Source organism: uncultured Hymenobacter sp. (genome assembly GCF_964243305.1).
In the GTDB taxonomy this organism is placed as follows: domain Bacteria; phylum Bacteroidota; class Bacteroidia; order Cytophagales; family Hymenobacteraceae; genus Hymenobacter.
On sequence record NZ_CAXTEF010000001.1, the window covers coordinates 219,495 to 239,916 of the forward strand.

At 61.4% G+C, this 20,422-nt stretch carries 18 protein-coding genes; 6 read left to right on the plus strand and 12 right to left on the minus strand.

The window, feature by feature from the left end; all coding sequences use genetic code 11:
• Window positions 1–62 precede the first annotated feature (62 nt).
• Entirely contained in the window at window positions 63–1,298 is a 1,236-nt protein-coding gene (locus tag ACFE70_RS01050; RefSeq protein ID WP_375415843.1) for an acyl-CoA dehydrogenase family protein, read from the plus strand.
• Window positions 1,299–1,376: 78 nt separating this feature from the next.
• Here ACFE70_RS01050 and ACFE70_RS01055 read toward each other — a convergent pair whose 3' ends face one another.
• The gene (locus tag ACFE70_RS01055) at window positions 1,377–2,417 is read right to left on the minus strand and encodes a hypothetical protein (protein WP_375415844.1); all 1,041 of its coding nucleotides are present in this window, start codon (window positions 2,415–2,417) and stop codon (window positions 1,377–1,379) included.
• Window positions 2,418–2,825: 408 nt separating this feature from the next.
• Between ACFE70_RS01055 and ruvB the strand changes: the two genes are divergently transcribed.
• Window positions 2,826–3,878, plus strand: coding sequence for a Holliday junction branch migration DNA helicase RuvB (ruvB, locus tag ACFE70_RS01060; protein ID WP_375415845.1), 1,053 nt, complete (start codon window positions 2,826–2,828; stop codon window positions 3,876–3,878).
• A gap of 166 nt (window positions 3,879–4,044) precedes the next feature.
• Window positions 4,045–4,980, plus strand: a complete 936-nt coding sequence (gene queG / locus ACFE70_RS01065) for a tRNA epoxyqueuosine(34) reductase QueG (RefSeq protein WP_375415846.1) — start codon at window positions 4,045–4,047, stop codon at window positions 4,978–4,980.
• A gap of 79 nt (window positions 4,981–5,059) precedes the next feature.
• Here queG and ACFE70_RS01070 read toward each other — a convergent pair whose 3' ends face one another.
• From ACFE70_RS01070 to ACFE70_RS01100, 7 genes are all read right to left on the minus strand, one after another.
• On the minus strand, window positions 5,060–5,410 hold the full coding sequence (locus tag ACFE70_RS01070) for a hypothetical protein (RefSeq protein WP_375415847.1): 351 nt from the start codon (window positions 5,408–5,410) through the stop codon (window positions 5,060–5,062).
• 58 nt (window positions 5,411–5,468) lie between these two features.
• Window positions 5,469–6,359, minus strand: a complete 891-nt coding sequence (locus ACFE70_RS01075; RefSeq protein WP_375415848.1) for a ferritin-like domain-containing protein — start codon at window positions 6,357–6,359, stop codon at window positions 5,469–5,471.
• Window positions 6,360–6,392: 33 nt separating this feature from the next.
• A complete protein-coding gene (locus ACFE70_RS01080; protein WP_375415849.1) occupies window positions 6,393–7,121 on the minus strand; it encodes a ferritin-like domain-containing protein in 729 nt (242 codons plus the stop codon).
• Between the two features lie 149 nt (window positions 7,122–7,270).
• Complete coding sequence (locus ACFE70_RS01085) at window positions 7,271–8,236, minus strand: ferritin-like domain-containing protein (RefSeq protein WP_375415850.1); 966 nt, start codon at window positions 8,234–8,236, stop codon at window positions 7,271–7,273.
• A gap of 50 nt (window positions 8,237–8,286) precedes the next feature.
• Window positions 8,287–9,054: a ferritin-like domain-containing protein gene (locus tag ACFE70_RS01090; protein WP_375415851.1), complete on the minus strand. Its 768-nt coding sequence runs from the start codon at window positions 9,052–9,054 to the stop codon at window positions 8,287–8,289.
• Between the two features lie 350 nt (window positions 9,055–9,404).
• Window positions 9,405–10,238 (minus strand): ferritin-like domain-containing protein, encoded by an 834-nt coding sequence (locus ACFE70_RS01095; protein WP_375415852.1) that lies wholly within the window; start codon window positions 10,236–10,238, stop codon window positions 9,405–9,407.
• Between the two features lie 33 nt (window positions 10,239–10,271).
• The gene (locus ACFE70_RS01100; protein WP_375415853.1) at window positions 10,272–11,030 is read right to left on the minus strand and encodes a ferritin-like domain-containing protein; all 759 of its coding nucleotides are present in this window, start codon (window positions 11,028–11,030) and stop codon (window positions 10,272–10,274) included.
• A gap of 317 nt (window positions 11,031–11,347) precedes the next feature.
• Here ACFE70_RS01100 and ACFE70_RS01105 point away from each other — a divergent pair, with 317 nt between their 5' ends.
• The 3 genes from ACFE70_RS01105 (at window position 11,348) to ACFE70_RS01115 (ending at window position 14,972) form a co-directional block, all read left to right on the plus strand.
• Window positions 11,348–12,901, plus strand: a complete 1,554-nt coding sequence (locus ACFE70_RS01105; protein WP_375415854.1) for a hypothetical protein — start codon at window positions 11,348–11,350, stop codon at window positions 12,899–12,901.
• Window positions 12,902–13,120: 219 nt separating this feature from the next.
• Complete coding sequence (gene aroC / locus ACFE70_RS01110) at window positions 13,121–14,200, plus strand: chorismate synthase (RefSeq protein ID WP_375415855.1); 1,080 nt, start codon at window positions 13,121–13,123, stop codon at window positions 14,198–14,200.
• Window positions 14,201–14,366: 166 nt separating this feature from the next.
• A complete protein-coding gene (locus ACFE70_RS01115; protein ID WP_375415856.1) occupies window positions 14,367–14,972 on the plus strand; it encodes a NifU family protein in 606 nt (201 codons plus the stop codon).
• 88 nt (window positions 14,973–15,060) lie between these two features.
• Here ACFE70_RS01115 and ACFE70_RS01120 read toward each other — a convergent pair whose 3' ends face one another.
• From ACFE70_RS01120 to secDF, 4 genes are all read right to left on the minus strand, one after another.
• Complete coding sequence (locus tag ACFE70_RS01120) at window positions 15,061–15,978, minus strand: DUF5777 family beta-barrel protein (protein WP_375415857.1); 918 nt, start codon at window positions 15,976–15,978, stop codon at window positions 15,061–15,063.
• A gap of 75 nt (window positions 15,979–16,053) precedes the next feature.
• The gene (locus ACFE70_RS01125; RefSeq protein ID WP_375415858.1) at window positions 16,054–16,662 is read right to left on the minus strand and encodes a YceI family protein; all 609 of its coding nucleotides are present in this window, start codon (window positions 16,660–16,662) and stop codon (window positions 16,054–16,056) included.
• 12 nt (window positions 16,663–16,674) lie between these two features.
• A complete protein-coding gene (locus ACFE70_RS01130; protein ID WP_375415859.1) occupies window positions 16,675–17,070 on the minus strand; it encodes a hypothetical protein in 396 nt (131 codons plus the stop codon).
• Window positions 17,071–17,325: 255 nt separating this feature from the next.
• A complete protein-coding gene (secDF, locus tag ACFE70_RS01135) occupies window positions 17,326–20,325 on the minus strand; it encodes a protein translocase subunit SecDF (protein WP_375415860.1) in 3,000 nt (999 codons plus the stop codon).
• Between the last annotated feature and the right edge of the window lie 97 nt (window positions 20,326–20,422).

The window sequence follows — 20,422 nt, forward strand, 5'->3', positions numbered from 1 at the left end:
TCCCGTCCGGCCTGTTAGCGGCCTGTTATCTTTGCCTACCCCCCCTTTAATTCCCAACCACTATGTCCTCCCAAGCCGACGTACTTTCTCCCCAAGCCAAGGCCCACACCAGCCAGAAGGGCAGCACCAACGCCAACGGCTTCACCGACTACTTCGACCTCGACGGCCTGCTCACCGAGGAGCACCTGCTCATCCGGCAGAGCATCCGCGATTTCGTGAAAAAGGAGATTTCGCCCAGCATTGAGAAGTGGGCGCAGGCCGGGCATTTCCCATCCGAGATTGTGCGCAAGTTCGGTGACGTGGGGGCCTTCGGGCCGACCATCCCGCAGGAGTACGGTGGCGGCGGCCTCGACTACATTTCCTACGGCCTCATCATGCAGGAGATTGAGCGCGGCGATTCCGGGATGCGCTCCACGGCCTCGGTGCAGGGCTCGCTGGTGATGTTCCCGATTTACCAGTACGGCTCGGAGGAGCAGCGCCGCAAGTTTCTGCCCAAGCTGGCCTCCGGCGAGTGGCTGGGCTGCTTCGGCCTCACCGAGCCCGACCACGGCTCGAACCCCGGCGGCATGACCACCAAAATCGTGGATAAGGGTGACTACTACCTGCTCAACGGCGCCAAGCTCTGGATTTCGAACTCGCCGGAGTGCCAGGTGGCCGTGGTCTGGGCCAAGAACGAGGAAGGCCGCATCAAGGGCGTCATCGTCGAGCGCGGCATGGAAGGCTTCACAACCCCCGAAATCCACAACAAATGGAGCCTGCGCGCCTCCACCACCGGCGAGCTGGTGTTTGAGGACGTGAAAATTCCGAAGGAAAACATCCTGCCCAACATCGACGGCCTGAAAGGTCCGCTCTCCTGCCTCGATTCGGCCCGCTTCGGTATTGCCTGGGGCGCCATCGGCGCGGCCATCGATTGCTACGAATCGGCCCTGAAATATTCGTTGCAGCGCGAGCAGTTCGGCAAGCCGATTGCGAGCTACCAACTCCAGCAGCGCAAGCTGGCCGAGATGATAACCGAAATCACCAAGGCGCAACTCTTGGCTTGGCGCCTCGGCGTTCTAAAGAATGAAGGCAAAGCCACGAGCGCCCAAATCTCAATGGCCAAGCGCAACTCCGTAGACATGGCCCTGCACGTGGCGCGCGAGGCGCGGCAGATTCACGGCGGCATGGGCATCACGGGCGAGTACCCCATCATGCGCCACATGATGAACCTCGAATCGGTCATTACCTACGAAGGCACCCACGACATCCACCTGCTTATTACGGGCGCCGATATTACCGGCATTCAGGCCTTTAAGTAGAAGGCATTTTCATAAAGAAAGCCCTGCTGATGTAGTATCAGCAGGGCTTTCTTTATTGGAAGGGGGTAGGGATTGAGTCTATAGCAGAATGGTTAGGGTTTCAACTTCGCGCCGGGCCGCCATCAGCGTAAGCTCGTCGGGAAACGTGGTTTGAATGAATTGTACGAACTGCTCCAACTCGGCGCAGTCCTCGAAGGGAGTAGCCGATGACGAGCGCGCAGCACACGGCGCAGGCAGGTCATCGAGGGCTCCGCTCACCAGAGCTAGGGCCCGAACCTGCGCCGCCTGGTAGAGCAGGGCCAGCTCAGGTAGGGAAAGGGCGATGGTGCTAGCTGGGCTCAGCTGTTGGAACCGCTTTCGCAAAGCTGCGGCCTGCGCTGGGGGCAAGCCCGGCAGTTCCGCTACAGCGCGCGCAAACGGCAGCTCCGGGACTTGCGCCAACTGCGCTGGCAACGCCAGAGCCGCTTGCAGGGCCGCCGACTGCGTCAGGGAAAGTTGCAGCTGGGCCGCTACGGCAGCCGTGTCGGCCGTCGTGGATTCCTGGGCGTCGGCAGGCAGCCTCAAAGGCACTAGCGTATCTTCGAGGCGGGCAAAAATACTTTCCAACTGCAAGCGACGCAGGTGCCAGTCCTGGTCGAGGGTAGGAAAAGCAAAGGTTAAAAACTCAGTTAAATTGGTAATAATTTCTTCACTTGTCTCAATCAAAAACTCACGCAGAGACTCCGCTACCTCGTCATCTTCGCCGGCCTCATCGGGCAGCAGCCGCCGGACGGCGTCGAAAAGCGAACTTGCAAACGTGAGCTGCCCGAGCAGCAGATAATCGTGCAGGCGTTCGGGCTGTTGCAGCAGTAGCCGGCCCAGACCCGCCGAGCTACGCAGGCGACTCACCTGCCGCGTGGCAGCTAGGTCGAAGCCCGTAAGCTGGGCGATGGCCTGGGGCACGGGGTCAGTCTGGCGGCCCAGCAGCAGGAAGTTGGCCACGGCGCAGAGCTGCAGCACCGGGGCCAGCTGCTCATAAAAGTCGGCCGGAATCAGGGCCATCGCGGCGCTCAACTCTACTTCTTCGGGCTCCGAATTGGATTCAGGGCTGTCTTCCAGATAATCATCGGGCGGAAACATGGGTCAATAAGCTGAGAGGTAAAAGGATTAAGGGACGTAAGTTGGTTAAAAACTTTGAGATGGTCAAGCCCAGCAAATAGTATGATTCCTGAATTATTAAATACTCAACTGCCTTAGGCTCATCGATTTAGCAAAACGGAACTTGGTTTAAGTATATCCGCCTACCCCCACCTCCCGCCACTAGGCCAGGGCGGCTGGTCACTACCAAAAGACGGGCCATTCGCGGGGGCAAGCAGCCGGCGGCAGCTGGCCGCTAGCGCAAACCAGGGGCCGCCCGCCCGCGCCGCCCGCCCCGTCTCAGGCTGCTGCGCTTGTGAGGCCGCCGAATGGGCGTTATTTGCGGCTGAAAGGAGTTTTTTTAGCGTGCGCAGCGTTCTTAACCCGTCTTAAAACTCTTACAATACTCTCATGCGCGAAGCCTATCTCACCGGCGCGGCTGACCACCTCGACCCCACTGACAAGGACATCGACAAGGCGTTGCGGCCACTCAGCTTCGATGACTTTACCGGCCAGGACAAAATTCTGGAAAACCTGAAAGTGTTCGTTGCGGCGGCCAAGCAGCGCGGCGACGCCCTCGACCACGTGCTGCTCCACGGCCCTCCCGGCTTGGGCAAAACCACGCTTTCCCACATCATTGCTAATGAATTAGGCGCGGGCATCAAGATGACGTCGGGCCCGGTGCTGGACAAGCCCTCGGACCTAGCCGGCCTGCTTACCAACCTGGAGGCGCACGACGTGCTCTTCATCGACGAGATTCACCGCCTTAACCCCGTGGTGGAGGAGTATTTGTACTCGGCGATGGAGGATTATCGCATCGATATTATGCTCGACTCGGGCCCGAATGCCCGCTCGGTGCAGATTTCGCTCTCACCCTTCACGCTCATCGGCGCCACCACGCGCTCCGGGATGCTGACGGCCCCGCTGCGCGCCCGCTTCGGGATTTCGGCACGCCTGGAATATTATGATTCCAAGCTGCTGACCACCATTGTGTTGCGCTCGGCCGAGATTTTGGGTACACCCATTCACGAGGACGCGGCCTTCGAAATTGCCCGCCGCTCGCGGGGCACCCCGCGCATTGCCAACAACCTGCTGCGCCGCACCCGCGACTTTGCCCAGATTAAAGGCACCGGCACCATCACCGTCGAAATCGCGCAGTTTGCCCTCAACGCCCTCGACGTGGACGCCCGCGGCCTCGACGACATGGACAAGCGCATCCTGACGACCATCATCGACAAGTTCAAGGGTGGCCCGGTTGGCATCAGCACCATCGCTACCGCCTGCGGCGAAGAAGGCGAGACGATTGAGGAAGTCTATGAGCCGTTCCTGATTCAGGAAGGCTACATCAAGCGCACGGCGCGGGGCCGCGAGGCCACTGAGGCGGCCTATCAGCACCTGGGCCGCCTGCTGCCCCAGCACTTGCGCGGCAACAACGGCGAGCTGTTTCCAGCGCAGGAGGGGTAGGGCCGGGATGTCTCGGCTGGGCTGAATTAGAAACGCGCCACTAGCCTAGCAGCGGCGCGTTTCTTTTTTAAAATCGTAGATGTACGAACTGCCTTTGCTAGCCCGTAACCAACGATATTTCCAGTTTATTCCCGTCTGTAACTTTTACCCTATCCCCTACCGCCTGATGCTGCTTCGTGCCGAATGGACGCCCTACGTCAAGCGCCGCGCCGCGGAGCTGGGCTTTATGGCCTGCGGTATTTCGCGGGCCGGCTTTCTGGAAGGAGACGCGCCACGGCTGGAAAACTGGCTGCACCAGGGTCGGCACGGCCAGATGGCGTGGATGGAAAACCATTTCGACAAACGCCTCGACCCGCGGTTGCTGGTCGACGGCGCCCAATCGGTGATTTCCCTGCTGCTGAATTACTACCCCCCCCCGGAAGCGCAACAGCCTGCTGACACGCTGAAAATCAGCAAGTATGCCTACGGGCGCGACTATCATTTCGTCATCAAGGACAAGCTCAAAACCTTGCTGGCGGATATGCAGGCCGAGATTGGCGAGATTTCCGGGCGCTGTTTTGTCGATTCGGCGCCGGTGCTCGACAAGGCCTGGGCCCGAAAGAGCGGACTGGGGTGGGTAGGGAAAAACTCGAACCTGATTACGCCCGGCGCGGGCTCATTTTACTTCATCGCCGAGCTGATTGTGGATGTGGAACTGGACTACGACCACGCCATTCAGGACTACTGCGGCACCTGCACGCGCTGCCTCGATGCCTGCCCCACGCAGGCCATCACCGAGCCATACGTCGTGGATGGCTCCAAGTGCATCAGCTACTTCACCATCGAGCTGAAGGGGCAGATTCCAAATGAGGTCGGCGGCAAGCTCGGCAACTGGATTTTTGGCTGCGATATCTGCCAGGACGTGTGCCCCTGGAACCGTTTCAGTCAGCCCACACCGGAGGCGCAGTTTCAAGCCAACCCCAACTTAAAAGACTTAACGCGCAGCGACTGGCAGGACATCACGCACGAGCTGTTCACGGAGTTGTTTCGGCAGTCGGCGGTAAAGCGCACGGGCTACGATGGCCTGCGGCGCAACATCCGTTTCGTGACGGAGGGGGGGTAGGAACTTAGTGGCTAACGATTAATTATCAGACTGCTATAGTGGTCTAAAGACTTGATAATTAGTCATTAGCTGCTAATCACTAACCACTATAATTTAAACTGCCGAAAGCGCGCTTGAGCACCTTGCGGTAAATGCCGGCAAATTGTTGGTAGCACCAGGCCCGGAAATCGGGCAGCTCGGTTGGCAGCACTACGCGCAGGGCTTTGCGCAGCTCCTTTTCAAATAAAGCTTTATTGAAGCTTACTTTGAGCAGAATTATCTTTGCGTAGTCCAGCATAAGGCGTCGATAAAAAGCGGGAATGAATAAGTGAAAGTGTCCGGCTAGCCCCCAACGGGGCCTAGCTAATTCAGGCCGGAAAGGTACGAAATCGGCCGAATAAAAACCATTTTTATCTATATTGTGGTCGGTGAGTTGATGCTCCTGACGCATAAAAAAACGGCCGAAGCCGTCTTTCTAATTTAAAATGCCAAAATGTTGCGGCGCCGGCTTATCGAAACAAGGCCAGCAAGGCGGCAGCATCCGCCGTTGACAGCGGCTCGTCGAAGGCTTCGGCCAGGGCCGTAGTCTGCACGCTCGAGCTAGTGAACAAGGCGTTGAAATTGATGTAGCGCAGGCTGCCGGCCGCCGTGCCGGGCACGGCCTGGTTCAGGTTGTCTTCCCCAGCCTGAATGGCGGCCAAGACCGCTGGGGCCGCCGGGTCGGTAAGGCTAGGCCAGCTTTTGGGGGTAGGACCACTGCCCAGGTTCCGGCGCAGCGTGCGTAGGTGCGCTGCTTGCCGGGCCTCCACCGCCTGTCGGCGCAGCACCGCGCCCAGCAGCTGCGCATTGGTGCGCAGCGTAGCTAGCTGGCCCAGGTAGGAGCGGGCGGCGGCATCGGCCAGGGGCTGGGCGAGCTGCAGAAAATCGCTGAACGAGGCGAACACCCCCGCAAACAGCACCGGCCCCGTGCCATTGCGACTGCCGCTGAAATCGAAGGCGGGCGCGGCGGGCACCGAGGCGCCAGCGGACTCAAACAGCCGCCGCAGAAAAGTGGCCTGCTGCCGCTGCTGCGTCTGAATCAAGACCAGGTCGGCGCGCACGTCGGCCGGAACCAAGCCCGCCGTGTCGAGGGCACGGGTATAGAGCGCGGCTTGCAGGTCGGCCAGCGTGAGCAGCAGCGTGAGGCTGTCGAGCACGGTTTCGGTGAGCTGAGCGGTGGCCGCCGGGGTTGCCAGCAGCGAGAGGGGTAGGGCCGCGGCCAGCGCCCGCCCGCCGGCTTGGCCGGCGGCCCGCAGCAAGGTCCGGCGCCCCCCAGCGGGCAAGCTAGCGGGCCCGGCCGCACCGGCCGCCGAAACAGCGGGCACGGTGCCGAGCGTATCGAGCAGGGAAAGCAAATTCATAAGAGAAAGCAAAAGCCGCCCCGCAGCGCGCGGCTAAGTCGTGGGCAGCGAGTCGGTGTTGATAGTGAGCGTGGGCAGGAACGGCTTCAGAATGACCGCCACCTCGGCTGGCGTGAGGGCTTTAGCCTGACCCGCTTGCAAGCCCGTGGTTTCCACGACATCGTCGCCCACAAAGGAGCCGGGCGTCTGCACGTCGCGCATCAGCGCCGCGTGGCGGGCTTCTGCCGAGGCCATCTTGGCGGCCAGCGTGAAGAGCGTATTGCTATTGAGCAGGGGTAGCACGCCCAGAAAGGCTTGGGCGCCGGTATCTTCGAGCAGCTTGGCGGCATCGAGCACGCCGGCGCGGGTGTTGAGCGTGACGGACGCGAAGTCAAAGGGCAGTGGCGCCAGCGCGTTAGCACCCAGCACATTGCCCAGCACCTGCCGCTGCACCAGCTCGTGGTCACGCAGGTCGCGGAAATACGTCTGCTCCGGGGCCGTGACGTCGGCTGGAAAAGCACCTATTGCTTTGTCGTAGAAGGCAAACTCCAGCTGCTTGATAAAGAACAAGTAGTTGAGCACCCGCATGTCGCCGGTACTCTGGTCGTTGCCGAAGCTGAGCACCGTGGGCGTGGTGGTATCGGGCGTCGGCTCATCTTTGCCGCAGCCGGCCAGCACCAAGCCCACCGTGACGGCCGAGGCGCCGGCCACGCGCAAAAAATCCCGGCGCGGCACGGCGCCGGCCGCCGGGGCAGATTCGGATGAAGAAGGGAGGTCAGTCATTAAAAAGAAAACAAGCCCGCTACTCCTACGCAGCTGCCTACAAAGATACTCGCCCCGCGTTGAAGGCTGCATAGGGGATAGGAAAGCACCAAAAAGGGCAACCCAGCGGGGCCGCCCTTTTCAAGCTGTTTACGATGCTAAATTTAGGTTTAGGCGAAAAGACCAAGAGCTTCCCCAGCCGGGGAACGGAAATTACGCGCAATTTCCTTCACTCGAACATCATCTAAGGGCTCATCAAACGCTTCCGAGGCGGCGGCATTTGCATTGAGTGTGTAACCAGCGATGGTGGGGTAGCTAGGGGTGTTGGTTTGCACGTTCACCGTAGCCTGTATCACATTATTTTCGGCTGGGAAAGCAGTAGTAGTACCGGGCCCATACACTGGGGCAGTAACAGCGGGTGCGGGGCCGCCATTTTCATCTAGTGAAACCCAGCTCTTCGGATTTAGATTGTTGGTGCCACCGGCCACGTCGCCGCCATTATTTGAGCCAGCTAGTACGCGGCGGAACTCGCGGATGTGCGACGAGTGCCGGGCCTCCACTGAGTGAATGTTGAGGGCCGCCGTCAGGATGGCCTTGTTAGTCATTAACTTGGGAGCGCCGCCTTTGTAGGCCCGCACACCGGTATCCACAAAGCCTTGCGAAGTGCCGTAGTACATGGCCGCCGAGCTGAACGGCATCAACCGGCCTTGGGCGGTATAATCGAAGGCCGTAGGGCCTGGGTCGGGAATATCATTAGTACTGCCTTTGCCCAGCACCGTCCGAATAGCGTCTATATGGCCGGCCTCATCATCGCGGATGATGGTGATGGCCTGCCGGTCCGCGTCCGGAATGATGGTATTGGTGTTCGGCGCCTTTAAGCCTTGATCATAGTAGTGAAACTCCAGATACTCCAGTTGCAACGCCAAGCGGAGCGTGGCAATAATGTTGGCATCCAGACCGGCAGTCTGGCCATATGCTTTGTTGAACATCGCGCTCAGCATAGCGGGCATGGTGGCGGCGGTGATGGTTTTGCCTAAGCCAGCCATGTGCTTGAACACGCGGCGCCGGGTGTCGAAACGCTCATACACCTCTTCATCGATTTTTTCGATTTCGGAGAAGATTTTAAATAAGTCCATAACAAGACAGGATAAGTCGAAAGATGAAAGGAAAAGAAAACGAATGAAGCCTACACCAACCTGGTAGCGCTCAGCTGCGAATCAGCCTTCAGGAAGGTATTGGCCGAGGCCAGCACTTCGGCCGGCAACTTCGACTTTTCCTGCCGGGCGTTGGCGCCGGTCAGGTTAAAGTTTACCACGTCCTCACCCACGAAGGTGTTGGTTGTAATCAGGTCGCGGATGAGACCGGCGTGGCGGGCTTCCACCGATACGATTTTGCCGGCTAGTACTAAGTAGTCAGGATTGGTGATGAATTGGCCAGCCCCATTATAGGCAGCCACGCCAAGGTCTTCAAACGTCCGCGCCGCACCGAGCACACTGGTCTTGGAAGTAAAGTCAATCGCCCCAAATTCCGGGTTGAGCGGCTTTAGCATCAGCGTAGGATTGGCAGTCGTAGCCGCCGTAATGGCAGTTCTGAAAAAGTCAACGTGAATCCGCTCGTGGATGGCAATGTCGCCCAGAATCTGCTTCTCAGCAGCACTTGCCCCGGCGTAATAGGAGCCGGCTACTACCTGCGCATAAAACGCGGCTTCAAGCTGCTCCAGGGCGTAGGCGTAATTCAACACACCCACATCAGCGCTACCAACATCAGTTATGCTAGTCGCCGGGTCGTCATCGGTATTATTTTCGTCATCATCATCGCAGCCCGAGAGCAGCAGCGCCGTGGCCCCGGCCGTGGCGCCAGCATACATGAAGAACGAGCGCCGCTTGATGGGCGTGTACAGCGGCCGGGCGAGGTTTTCGGTCGCGGGGTCCTGGGGTTTAAGTTGGTCGGACATAGGTAAGAAAAGAGGGGGTAGGAAATAAAATTGGGAAGACTTGGCTAACCAGTAGCGGCTGAAACGCGGGGCAACTAATTCATATTCAACTCGCATACGGCGCAAACAACGGCCAGGGTTTGTCCAATAGCACACATTCTCCGAAAGTTATTACCGCTGGAGTTCTATTTTACCTTAGTAAAAATCTGAGCGTTAACTATAAGAAAACGCTAAATGCCCAGGTTACGGCTGCTAATTAAAATTGCCATCCGGCGGAAAGCTGATTTCCCAAACCACAAAAAAGCCGGCCCCGCGGAGGCGGAGCCGGCTTAGAGGCCTTAGCTGCAAAAGAGAGGGTAGGGCCCAGTTTGTTAGGCGCCAATCAGGCCCCCGGCGCGCGAAGGCGCGGTTACTTCGGCCACGGTCAGGATTTCGTCGAACGAAGCCTGCGCGTCCTTGGGGCTGTAGCCGGAGCCCAGCTTGGTGATGTCCACCATTGATTGAGTGGTGTTGCTTTCCGGGATGGCACCCTTGTAGTGCTCCTGCCCGTCGAGGTCGCCGTCGCCGCTAATCCAGGGCGTCTGGCCGCGCATGTAGCGGATGTGGGCGGCGTGGCGCGCTTCCACTGAGTGAATTTGAAGCGCGGCCTGCAACGGATTGACCATGCCCACGCCAGCGATGTTAACGTCGGCAATGCCCTGCAAGTCGCCGGCGCGGCCTTTGTAAGCCCGCACCCCAGTGTCTTCCAGCAGCTGTGCTACCACCAGCTGCTCCGCGAACGTTTTATAAGTAGCAAATGTGGCAGCTTTAAAGGTAACGGGCGCATTGGGCGTCCCGCCGATGCCGCTGATAACCGTCTTCAGCAGGTTTACGTGGGCCGTTTCGTGCTTCGAAATCTGCTGGATAGCCGCCCGGTCCACGTCCGAGGCCGTGGCGAACAGGGGCGAAGCAATCATCTTGTTATAGAAGTCGGCCTCCAGGTACTCCAGCGTCAGGGCGTAGTTGAAAACCTCCTTGGAGTCGCCGGCGGTGGTGCCGGCATAGGCCTTCGAGAAAAACGAAGCCAGCAGGGCGGGCGTGGCAGCCAGAGCCACCCGTTTGCCAGTCATGGTCAGCGAGTTGAATACCGCGCGCCGCGAATCCAGGCGGCCCATTACGTCGGGGTCCACTTCGGCGAGCTGGTTGATGATATTGAAGAAATTCATGGCGAAGATTAATTACAATGGAAGGGAGAGGGATTAGTTAACGCCAATGGTGCTACCATCCAGCTTTTCGGTCACGAAGGTTTGCGCAACGGTCAGCACCTGGGCCGGCGTCATCGCCATGTCCAGACCAAGCGCGTTCACCTGGTCGTCGGCGGCGAAGGAGCCGGGCGCAATCAGGTCGCGGATATAGGCGGCATGGCGGGCTTCCACGGAAACAATCTGCCCGGCAATAACGAGGTAAGCAGGCGTTTTGAGGAGCTTGCCCGCACCATTGTAGGCGGCCACACCGAGGTCTTCAAAGGCTTTGGCCGTAGCCAGAATGCTGGTGCGGCTGTCAAAAGTGCCCGCTGGGTAGTTGGGCGTCAGGTCGCGCAGCACTTGGCCGGCGGCGTCGCGGGTGATGGCCGCCTTGAAGAAGTCGCGGTGAATGGCTTCGTGCTTGGCTACTTGCTGGAAGTAGGCAAACTCGTTGGTGCCTATTAGCGCCGCGCCATTGGTGAGCTTGGCTACGCGGTCGTAGAAGTCGGCTTCCAGCTGCTCCAGCGCGTAGGCATAGTTCAGCACGCCCACGTCGCCCGAGCCGAGGCTGATGGAGCCGTTGGCGGTGGTGGAGTTGCCGGCCGGCAGCGAAGGATTATTGTCGTCATCGTCGTCGCAGCCGGAGAGCAGCAGGGCGGTGGCCCCGGCGGTAGCGCCGGCATACATGAAAAACGAGCGCCGCTTGATGGGCGTGTACAGCGGCTGGGCCAGGCCGTCCGTAGTAGCGTCCTGATTTTTGAGTTGGTCGGACATAAAGAAATGTAGAAGAAAATAAAAAAAGTACAAAACCAATTCCCGGCGCGCTCTTGACCTAACTATGCTAGGTTCGATAGGACGAAAACAAGGTTGAATCGGGATATCAGGGCCAAGGTACGACGAGTCGGAAAGTAAGGATTGAGCTGAACAGTATTTTAAGCAAGATTCAGCTTAATAAGCTAAAAAATATAGGCTGAGTACCACTGAGGAGCCTTTGCAGGGGCAGCTCCGACGATGGCGGCCAAGCCGGGAGGCCGTACTTTTGGGGCCGCTGCTTTGCTTTAGCTGTCTTGGTTTCTGCCCCGCTCCTCTGCTTGTTGACCGCAGTGGTCGTCGCCGCCGCGCCGGCCCGGCAGGTGCCGCCCGAAGTGGCCATCGTGCTGGGGCCGCGCGCCGTGGCCCTGACCGACTACTACACGCTCGGCTTCCGCCTGCGCGGGGCCGCCTTGCAGCAGTACACCGAGTTTCCCGAGCTGGAAGGCTTCAGGAAAAGCGGCAAAACCAGCACCACTACCACGCGGGTGGTGCAGGGCCGCAGCTTCAGTGAGCTGACCATCAGCCAGCGCTACGCGCCCTACGGTGAGGGCGAGTTCGTAATCAAGCCGTTTCAACTGACGGTCAATGGCCTGCTGGTGCGCAGCGCGGGCGGGCGGGTGCGGGTGGGGCCCGCGCCCCCGCTCACGCCTACGGCCCCTACCCCCCCCGCGGCGGCCAAACCCGCCGCCAGTCCTGGTTCCGCGCCGGGTCCGGCCGGTCCTACCCCCCCGCCGGCCGCCAACCCCAGCCCGGCGCCCGCCTCGCCGCCGGCGGGCATCGGCTCACTCGACCAGCTGCTGGGCAAGCCTAAGCCGGCCCTCTACACCGAGCCGCCCGACCGGGCTTTTCTGGCCATCGTGGCCGAGCGGCCGCAGGTGTTCGTGGGGCAGGGCGTGCGGGTGGGGCTGTACTTCTACCTGACGCCCGCCGACCAGGCCCTGCTGGCGTTTCACGACTACAACGACCAGCTGCCGAGCCTGTTGCGGCAACTGCGCCAGCCCGGCGCCTGGGAGGTGCCCGCCCCCGAGGCGCCGGCCACGCCCGATTCGGTGCGGCGCGGCACGCAGCTGTACCTGCGCTACCGGCTGGCCGAAAGCACTTACTATCCCCTCACGAGCGCACCGCTACTTTTTCCGGCTCTGGCGCTGACCATGACCAAGTTCCGGGTGCTGAAGAAGCCCGAGCCCGGCGTGGATAATCGCCTGGCCACCTACAAAACCTACCTCGCGCCCGGCTTGCGGGTGGCCGTGCGCCCGCTGCCGCCCCGCCCGGCCGGCGCCGATGGCGTAGTGCCCGGTGCCGAAGTGGCCGTGGGCGACTACGAGCTGCGTGAGCGACTGAGCCTCACCCGTCCGCGGGCCGGGCAGCCGTTTACCTACGTGCTGGCAGTGGAGGGCCGCGGCAACCTGGCGGCGCTGGCCGCCCCGCCGCTAGGGCCCCGGCCCGGCCTCGACGTGTACGGGCCCGACGTGCGCGAGGAGCGCCTGCCTGGCGGCGCGGGCCGCAAGACGTTTCGCTACCGCCTCGTGGCCCGGCAGCCCGGCCCGCTGCCGCTCGACAGCCTCGTGCAGCTCGCCATCTTCAACCCGCGCACGGCCCGCTACGCCGTGCTACGCCCGCGGCTTCGGCCCGTGGTGCTGGGCCGGCCGCCTACCCCCCTGCCGCGCAGCCAACCCACCGACGACCCCTTCTATGGCCCGGCCCTGGCCGGGGCCGATGCCACGCTCCAGGACCTCGACGTGTATGCGCGGGTGCGGCAGGCGGCCCGCTACCTGGTGCTAGCCGTGCTGGGCGTGGCCGCCGTGGGCTGGTGGCGAAGCCGGAGATTTTGAGTTTTGAGCCTTATGTTGTGAGTGGGGAAAAGTGGCTGGGTGCAGCTTGCCGAAGCTTGAAGCAGTTGGCTGCTCTTACCTTATTGCCTCAAGCCCCCAGAATCCCTACCCCCTCGCATTCCGTCAAGGCTGCTTTGGCTGCGTTTGCGTCGCTGTCTTCATCTCAAAAGGCGGGGCATAGCACTTTTTTAACTCAATCCTTAAAAACTCAACCCTTCGATGTCAAATTCTTTCGGGACGCTGTTTCGCATCACCACGTTTGGCGAGTCGCACGGGGCGGGCATCGGCGTCATCATCGACGGCTGCCCGGCCGGGCTGGCCGTGGACGCGGCCCACATCCAGGCGGCGCTGGACCGGCGCCGGCCGGGGCAGTCGGCCCTGACCACGCCCCGGCAGGAAGCCGACCGGGTGCAGATTCAGTCGGGCTTGTTTGAGGGCGAAACGACCGGCACGCCCATTAGCCTTTTTATTCCCAATGCCGACCAGCGCTCCGGCGACTACGAGCACGTGCAGCACGCCTACCGGCCCTCGCACGCCGACTACACCTATCAAATAAAGTATGGCCGGCGCGACTACCGCGGCGGCGGGCGGTCCTCGGCCCGCGAAACGGCGGCGCGGGTGGCGGCCGGGGCGGTGGCGGCGCAGCTGCTGGCGCAGCTCGGCCTCACGGTGCAAGCCTACGTGTCGGCGGTGGGCGAGATAGAGCTGCCCCTGGGCTATCAGGAGCTGGATTTAAGCCTCATCGAAACCAACCTCGTGCGCTGCCCGCACCCCGAAACGGCCGCCCTGATGCAGCGCCGCATCGAGGCGGCCCGCGACGCCCACGACACCGTGGGCGGCGTCATCACGGGTGTGGCGCGGGGCGTGCCGGTGGGCCTGGGCGAGCCCGTGTTCGACAAATTACCCGCCGTGCTGGGCCACGCGCTGCTGAGCATCAACGCCGTAAAGGGCTTTGAAATCGGCTCCGGCTTTGCCGGCACGCGGCTGGCCGGCTCCCAGCACAACGACCCGTTTTATATCGACGAGGCCGGCCGCGTGCGCACCCGCACCAACCACTCCGGCGGCGTGCAGGGCGGCATCTCCAATGGCGAGGACGTCGTGTTTCGCGCGGCCTTCAAGCCCGTGGCCACGCTCTTGCAGCCCCAGGAAACCATCAACGACCAGGGCGAGGCCATCAGCCTAGCCGGCCGGGGCCGCCACGACCCCTGCGTGCTGCCCCGCGCCGTGCCCATCGTCGAGGCCATGACGCAGCTGGTGCTGGCCGATTTGGTCTTGCGCGCCCGCGCCAACCGGGCCTGACCGCGGGCACCAATCCCTACCCCCCCTCTTACCTTTGCAACCTGCGCCGCCCTGACGCTGTTGTGGGTGGGTTATTAGCTGCCTATTGTCAGTTCGCGTTGGCATTTAACTGACGATTTTTACTTGCTGATTGACCACTAATCACTGACCGTTAACCACTAAAGCCATGTCTGCCATTTCCATTTACGCCGAGGCGTCCCCGAACCCGGAGAGCATGAAGTTTGTGCTCAACCAGCAGTTGCTCGCCGATGGGGTGAGCGTCGATTATCCCACCCTGGAGGCTGCCGCCGACTCGCCGCTGGCCCAGGAGCTGTTCAACTTCGACTACGTGGGCCGCGTTTTCATTGCCCAGAACTTCGTCACCATCACCAAAACGCAGCCCGACATGACCTGGACCCAGCTCATCCCCGAGCTGCGCCAATTTCTGAAAAGCTACGTCGAGGCCGGCGGCCCGCTCTTCACCGTCGACCCCGCCCTGGCCCACAAGGCCGCGCAGGAGGCCGCCGCTACCGGCGACCACTCGGCCGCCGACCAGCAGACGGCCCAGAAAGTTATCGACCTGCTCGACAACTACGTGCGCCCCGCTGTGGAGCAGGACGGCGGCAACATCACCTTCAAGTCGTATCACGAAGGCACCGTCACCGTGAATCTGCAAGGCTCGTGTTCGGGCTGCCCCTCGGCCACGGTCACGCTCAAGTCGGGCATCGAAAACCTGCTCAAGCGCATGGTGCCCGAGGTGAAGGAAGTGGTGGCCGAGGGCATCCTGGTGTAAGGCCACAATTCCCTACCCCCCTTAACTTGAAAAGCCCCGCCGTAGTGATACGGCGGGGCTTTTCAAGTTAAGGGGGGTAGGGAATTTATTAACGCAGATTCGAGCGCACCGTGAAGTTGCGGGCCACGGCGAAGCCGAAGTAGATGCCGCCGGTGAGGAAATTTTCGGTGGTCTGGGTCAGGGAAACGGCTTCGGCCATGCCGCGCGAGTTGCTCAGGTGCAGCTGAAAGACGTGGCCACCGGTTTCGATATCTACGCCCAGGCCCAGCGGGTTGCGCATCTTGGCCGACTTGCCGCCGGGCAGCAGGTAGAAGTAGTCGCCGGTGAAGGCAATGCGCTTGGTGATTTTCTGGCGAAAGCCCGCCCCGAGCGCGTACACGTCGTTTTTGCCGGCATCGGCCATCACGTAGTTGCGGTGCACCAGCGTGGGCATGAGCTGCACCGACAGCTCGGGGCTGAACTTGCGGGCAATCAGGGCCTGGTAGGTGTAAGCTAGGCGCGAGGCCGTGGTGCGGTTTTCCTCGTTGTCGCCGTCGAATTTGCGGGTCATGATGGCCGCCGACGTGAAGAGCGTCACCGAAACCGGCGTGGCGCCGGCGCCGCCCGAAGTCTGGCGCAGGGCCCGGTACTTCACGAAGCCGTCGAAGGTCTTGTCGATGTTGTAGCGCCCCACTCCCAGGGCCACTTTATCGGTTAGGCCATACTCGAAGCCGAGGCGCAGCACGGCCTGGTCGAGGCCAAAAAGCTCATACGGGCCCTGGTCGATGGTGCCGAAACGGTGCTGAATCAGGAAGTTAAGCGTGCCGGGCCCTTCGATTTCAACGGTTTGGGAGTTGATGATGTGGGTGCCCTTGAACGTGGCCTGCACCACTTCCCGCCGGGCGGGGGGGGTAGTGTTTTCTAGGTCGCCGAGCAGGTCGGCCTGGGCCTGGGCCGGGGCGGCGCCCAAGGTCAGCAGGGCCGCGCTCAGCAGGAAAAAGGAAGCGGAAAAGTAGCGGGTAAGCATAGCAGTAAGTAATGAGCGAATCAATCGGGAAGTAAGGACAAGAAGAGAGTAAGAGCAGGGAGGGAGGCCGGCGCGCTAGTTGGCGGCGCGGCCCGGCGCGGCCGGCACTACGTCGCAGGTGAGGGCCACGCGGATGCTGACCGTCTTGGCGATGTGGTCGCGCACGAGCAGCGGCACGTCGATGGCGTAGTCGGCCGGCGCCACCGTGAAGAGGGCGAAGGCCAGGATATGCCCCTCCTTCAGCTCGACCGAGGCGGGCACCGAGATGTGCTTGGTGACGCCGTGGATGGTCAAATCGCCCTCGATGTGCACCGGATGGGCGCCGGGCAGCTGCAAGGTTTCGAGGCTCAAGTCGGTGAACTTGCCCGAAAACGTGGACTTAGGATATTTCTCCGATTCCATGTAGTTCTCGTTGAAGTGCTCCTGCATGAGGGTGCGCTTGAACTTGAAGCCGCGAATCGGGATAGAGAAGGCTAGCTGGGCCGCCCCGAGGTCGACGGCGGCGGCGGCCTCCTCGTTGCGGGCCTCGATGTCCTCCATAATGGAGGCTGAGAAGAACGTGACCCGCCCGGTGCGGGTCAGGTACTTGGTTTGGGCCTGGGCGGCGCCGGCGCCGCCCAGGCTCAGGCCCAGCAGCAACAGCAGCGCCGGTAGACAGCGGCGGGGGAAGGGGGGGTAGGACACGACAGGCGGCGCTTAATTTTGGGGGGCGCCGGCCGCAACCCAGGCTTTAATGCGCTCGATGTCGCAGGCCGAGAGCTTCTGCCCGCCGCGTGGCATATACACGTTCTTGTAGCTCTTGTCGGTTTGCTCGACTACGGCCGTGAGCACGCCGCTTTTGGCGTAGTCCTGCAGACGCTTGAAGTTTTCCCAGCTGTAGCCGCCGCCCGCCCCCTTGTTTTGGTCGCTGTGGCACTGGTAGCAGTTGGCTTGCAAAAGGGGCTTGATGTCAGTGGCGTAGGTTACGGCCGACAGGTCCTCGGTGCAGGGCGCGACTACCTCGCCCACCTCGTAGGTGCAGCCCGCGCCAAAAAGCAGGCCGGCCAGCCCCAAAGCCAGTTGGATGGTGCGCAGTGGTAAAATAATTTTCATGGTGACAATAGTAGCTGACGGCCTTATTTAAATGCGCTGTTTCTAGAAGTATGCAAAGTAAGGCCCTTCCTAATATAATAAATTCTTAATTCCGGCGAAAGTCATACTGTGCTAGCTGGGTAAATAAAAAAGCCCGATTAAAAATCGGGCTTTTTTAGCGTGCTGCACAATTAACGAGAATCGGAGGGGTAGGGGCTGGTTTCAGGTGTAAAGAAAATATCCTAAAATTTCAAGCCAAACTACCCGCTGGCCCACCTATACCGAGGCCGTGCTCAGCTTGGGCGCGTCGCCGGGCAGGCCGGTCATGTCTTCGCCAGCGGCGAGGCGCTCACGGGCTTCCTTCTTGCCGTAGGTGTCGAGGATGATGGGCGTGGCAATGAAGAGCGACGAATAGGTGCCGAAGATGACGCCGATAATCATGGCAAACGAAAACGAGCGCAGCGTTTCGCCGCCGAAGATGTAGAGCACCAGCACGACCAGAAACACCGTGGTGAACGTAATCATGGTGCGCGAAAAAGTCGAGTTCAAGGCCGGGTTCACCACTTGGGCGAAGGTGAGCTTGGGGTTTTCGCGCAGATACTCGCGGATGCGGTCGTAAATCACGACCGTGTCGTTCATGGAAAAGCCGATGACGGTGAGCAGCGCGGCTACGAAAATTTGGTCCATCTCGTAATTGACGCCGAACAGGCGCGCAATCGGGAAGGCCGCAATCACCAGCAGGGCATCGTGAAATAGGGCCACCACGGCGGCCATCGAGTACTGCCACTTCTCGAAGCGGAAGAGCACGTAGACGAAGATGCCCAGCAAGGTCAGGCCCAGCGAGAGCACCGAGGTGCGCTTGATGTCGTCGGCGATGGTGGCCCCGACTTTGGAAGTTGATTGGATAACCGGTGCGTCGGCGCTATACTGCTGCAGGCCCTGGTTGAGGGCGGCGGCCACTTTGGCGTCGGCGGCGGTGCTCTCGTCTTCGGCCAAGTAGCCGGTCGTGATGCGCAGGCGGTCGGGAGCGCCGTACTGCTTCACTTCGAGGCCCGCGCCCTGGAATACCGGCCGCAGCTTGTCGCCTACGCGGGAGGCTTCCATCGTTTTGTTGAAGTCCACCACGTAGGCCCTACCCCCCTTGAAGTCGACACCCAGGTTGGGGCCGCCCTGATAGGCCATCAGGCCAAAGCCAAACAGGATGAACAGCGCGGAGAAGGCGTAAGCCAGCTTGCGCTTGCCCACGATGTCAAAGCTCAGATTATTAAACAGATTGCGCGAGAGAGCGGTCGAGAAGGTAATCTGACTCGTTTCCTTGCCCTTTACCAGCCACTCGATGATGAGGCGCGACACGTACACGGCCGACAGGAACGAGGTCAGCACGCCGATGCCGAGCGTGACGGCGAAGCTCTGCACCGGGCCGGTGCCGAAAAAGCCGAGAATAACGGCAATCAGCATCGTAGTCACGTTGGAGTCGAAGATGGCCGAGAAGGCGCGCGAGTAGCCCTTGTTGATGGCATCGTGCAGGGATAGGCCGTGGTTCAGCTCCTCACGGATGCGCTCGAAAATCAGCACGTTCGCATCGACGGACGAGCCGATGACCAGAATTAGGCCCGCGATGCCGGGCAGGGTGAGGGCCGTGCCGAACTGGGCCAGCACCCCCAAAATCAGGAACATGTTGAAGAGCAGCGCCACGTCGGCGACGAGGCCGGCGCGGCCGTAGTACACGGCCATGAAAATCATGATAATCAAGAGGCCGGCCAGCGAGGAGTAGAGGCCCTGGTTGATGGCTTCCTGGCCGAGCGAAGGGCCAACTACGGCCTCCTCCACGATGCGCGTCGGGGCGGGCAGCTTGCCGGCCTTGAGCACGTTGGCCAGGTCCTGGGCTTCCTCAATCGAGAAATTGCCCGAAATCTGGGTGTTGCCGCCCGCTATTTCACCCTGCACCACCGGGTCGGAGTACACGTAGTCGTCGAGCACGATGCCGACCTGCTTGCCGATGTTGGCGGCCGTCATGCGCTGCCATTTCTTCGAGCCCGAGGGCGTCATGCTCATCGACACTTCGGGGCGGCCACCCTGGTCGTAGTCCATGCGGGCGTCGCTGACGACTTCGCCGGCCACCGGCGCCTGCCCGCCGACGGTCTTGCGGATGGCGTTCAATTGCAGGTATTCCTGCTTGTCAACCACGGTCGGCTTCACGTCCCAGAGCAGGGCCATCGTGGGCGGCAGCACGGCTTTGGCTTCGGGCGAGCGCAGAATCTGGTTCATGCGGGCCGTGTCGCGCACGTTCACGCCGAGCTGGCCGGGCATGGTGAAGAGGCGTGTGAGCACGCCCCCGCGGCTGGCCGCCACGGCCGAGTCAGCTTTGGCTTTGGTGGCCGGCGTCTTTTTGGCGAGCTGGGCGGCCAGCGAAGTAGAGTCGCCAGCGGCAGCGGGGGTAGGGGTGGCGCCCGGCGTCGTGGCGAGAGCCGGAGTGGCGGCGGCTTTGGCAGCGGCTTCCTTGGCCGTCAGGGCCTGGTCGAGCTGAGCCAGGAACGGCACGACTTCCTGCTGCGGGTACACTTCCCAAAACTCCAGCTTGGCCTGGCCTTGCAGCAGCTTGCGCACGCGGTCGGGGTTGTCGACGCCGGGCAACTCAATCTGGAGGCGGCCGGTGCCCTTCACGCGCTGAATCGTGGGCTGATTCACGCCAAACTTATCGACGCGGGTGCGCAGGATGTTGAACGAGCGGTCGATGGCCTCTTCCACTTCCTTGTCGATAGCGCCGATGACCTTCTCATTCGAGGAGTTGATGTCGAGGCCCCGGCTCTTGTTAGTGGTGTTAGCGAAGATTTTAGCCAGCGGCTGGCTGGGCGCCACTTCGCGGTAGGCACTGGCAAACAGGGCCGTGAACGGCGTGCCGGAATTGGTTTTCTGGGCTTCGACGGCGCGGTTGAGGGCCGTATTAAAGGCGGGGTCCTTGGAGTTGCCGCTCATGGCGCGCACAATTTCGACGGGCGACACTTCCAGCGTCACGTGCATTCCGCCCTTGAGGTCGAGGCCCAGGCCCAGCTCGCTCTGGCGCACTTCGCGGTAGGTGAAGGGCCCGAACACCGGCGCCCGCCACACCGAGTCCAGGTAGTGCTGGCGGCGCGGCTCGTCGAGCTTGCCGGCGCGCGTGGCGTAGGCCACGGCCTTTTGCTGCACCCCGCGCGAGACGAAGGTGAAGAAGAGAAAGTAAGCACACAGCGCCGACACAATGAGCGTGAGGGCGATAATTAATCCTTTATTACGCATCTGGTTGAGGTATGAATTATGAGTTAGAAGTTATGAGTTGAGGTCATGAGTTAGAAGCTTATGAGGAGCGCCTGCATCGTGCTAGCCCACCAACTCA

Excerpts from the sequence above, each read along its gene's own strand:
- ACFE70_RS01050 (WP_375415843.1), top strand. The coding sequence starts at position 63 with ATGTCCTCCCAAGCCGACGTACTTTCTCCCCAAGCCAAGGCCCACACC.
- ACFE70_RS01055 (WP_375415844.1), bottom strand. The coding sequence starts at position 2,417 with ATGTTTCCGCCCGATGATTATCTGGAAGACAGCCCTGAATCCAATTCG.
- ruvB (WP_375415845.1), top strand. The coding sequence starts at position 2,826 with ATGCGCGAAGCCTATCTCACCGGCGCGGCTGACCACCTCGACCCCACT.
- queG (WP_375415846.1), top strand. The coding sequence starts at position 4,045 with ATGCTGCTTCGTGCCGAATGGACGCCCTACGTCAAGCGCCGCGCCGCG.
- ACFE70_RS01070 (WP_375415847.1), bottom strand. The coding sequence starts at position 5,410 with ATGCGTCAGGAGCATCAACTCACCGACCACAATATAGATAAAAATGGT.
- ACFE70_RS01075 (WP_375415848.1), bottom strand. The coding sequence starts at position 6,359 with ATGAATTTGCTTTCCCTGCTCGATACGCTCGGCACCGTGCCCGCTGTT.
- ACFE70_RS01080 (WP_375415849.1), bottom strand. The coding sequence starts at position 7,121 with ATGACTGACCTCCCTTCTTCATCCGAATCTGCCCCGGCGGCCGGCGCC.
- ACFE70_RS01085 (WP_375415850.1), bottom strand. The coding sequence starts at position 8,236 with ATGGACTTATTTAAAATCTTCTCCGAAATCGAAAAAATCGATGAAGAG.
- ACFE70_RS01090 (WP_375415851.1), bottom strand. The coding sequence starts at position 9,054 with ATGTCCGACCAACTTAAACCCCAGGACCCCGCGACCGAAAACCTCGCC.
- ACFE70_RS01095 (WP_375415852.1), bottom strand. The coding sequence starts at position 10,238 with ATGAATTTCTTCAATATCATCAACCAGCTCGCCGAAGTGGACCCCGAC.
- ACFE70_RS01100 (WP_375415853.1), bottom strand. The coding sequence starts at position 11,030 with ATGTCCGACCAACTCAAAAATCAGGACGCTACTACGGACGGCCTGGCC.
- aroC (WP_375415855.1), top strand. The coding sequence starts at position 13,121 with ATGTCAAATTCTTTCGGGACGCTGTTTCGCATCACCACGTTTGGCGAG.
- ACFE70_RS01115 (WP_375415856.1), top strand. The coding sequence starts at position 14,367 with ATGTCTGCCATTTCCATTTACGCCGAGGCGTCCCCGAACCCGGAGAGC.
- ACFE70_RS01120 (WP_375415857.1), bottom strand. The coding sequence starts at position 15,978 with ATGCTTACCCGCTACTTTTCCGCTTCCTTTTTCCTGCTGAGCGCGGCC.
- ACFE70_RS01130 (WP_375415859.1), bottom strand. The coding sequence starts at position 17,070 with ATGAAAATTATTTTACCACTGCGCACCATCCAACTGGCTTTGGGGCTG.
- secDF (WP_375415860.1), bottom strand. The coding sequence starts at position 20,325 with ATGCGTAATAAAGGATTAATTATCGCCCTCACGCTCATTGTGTCGGCG.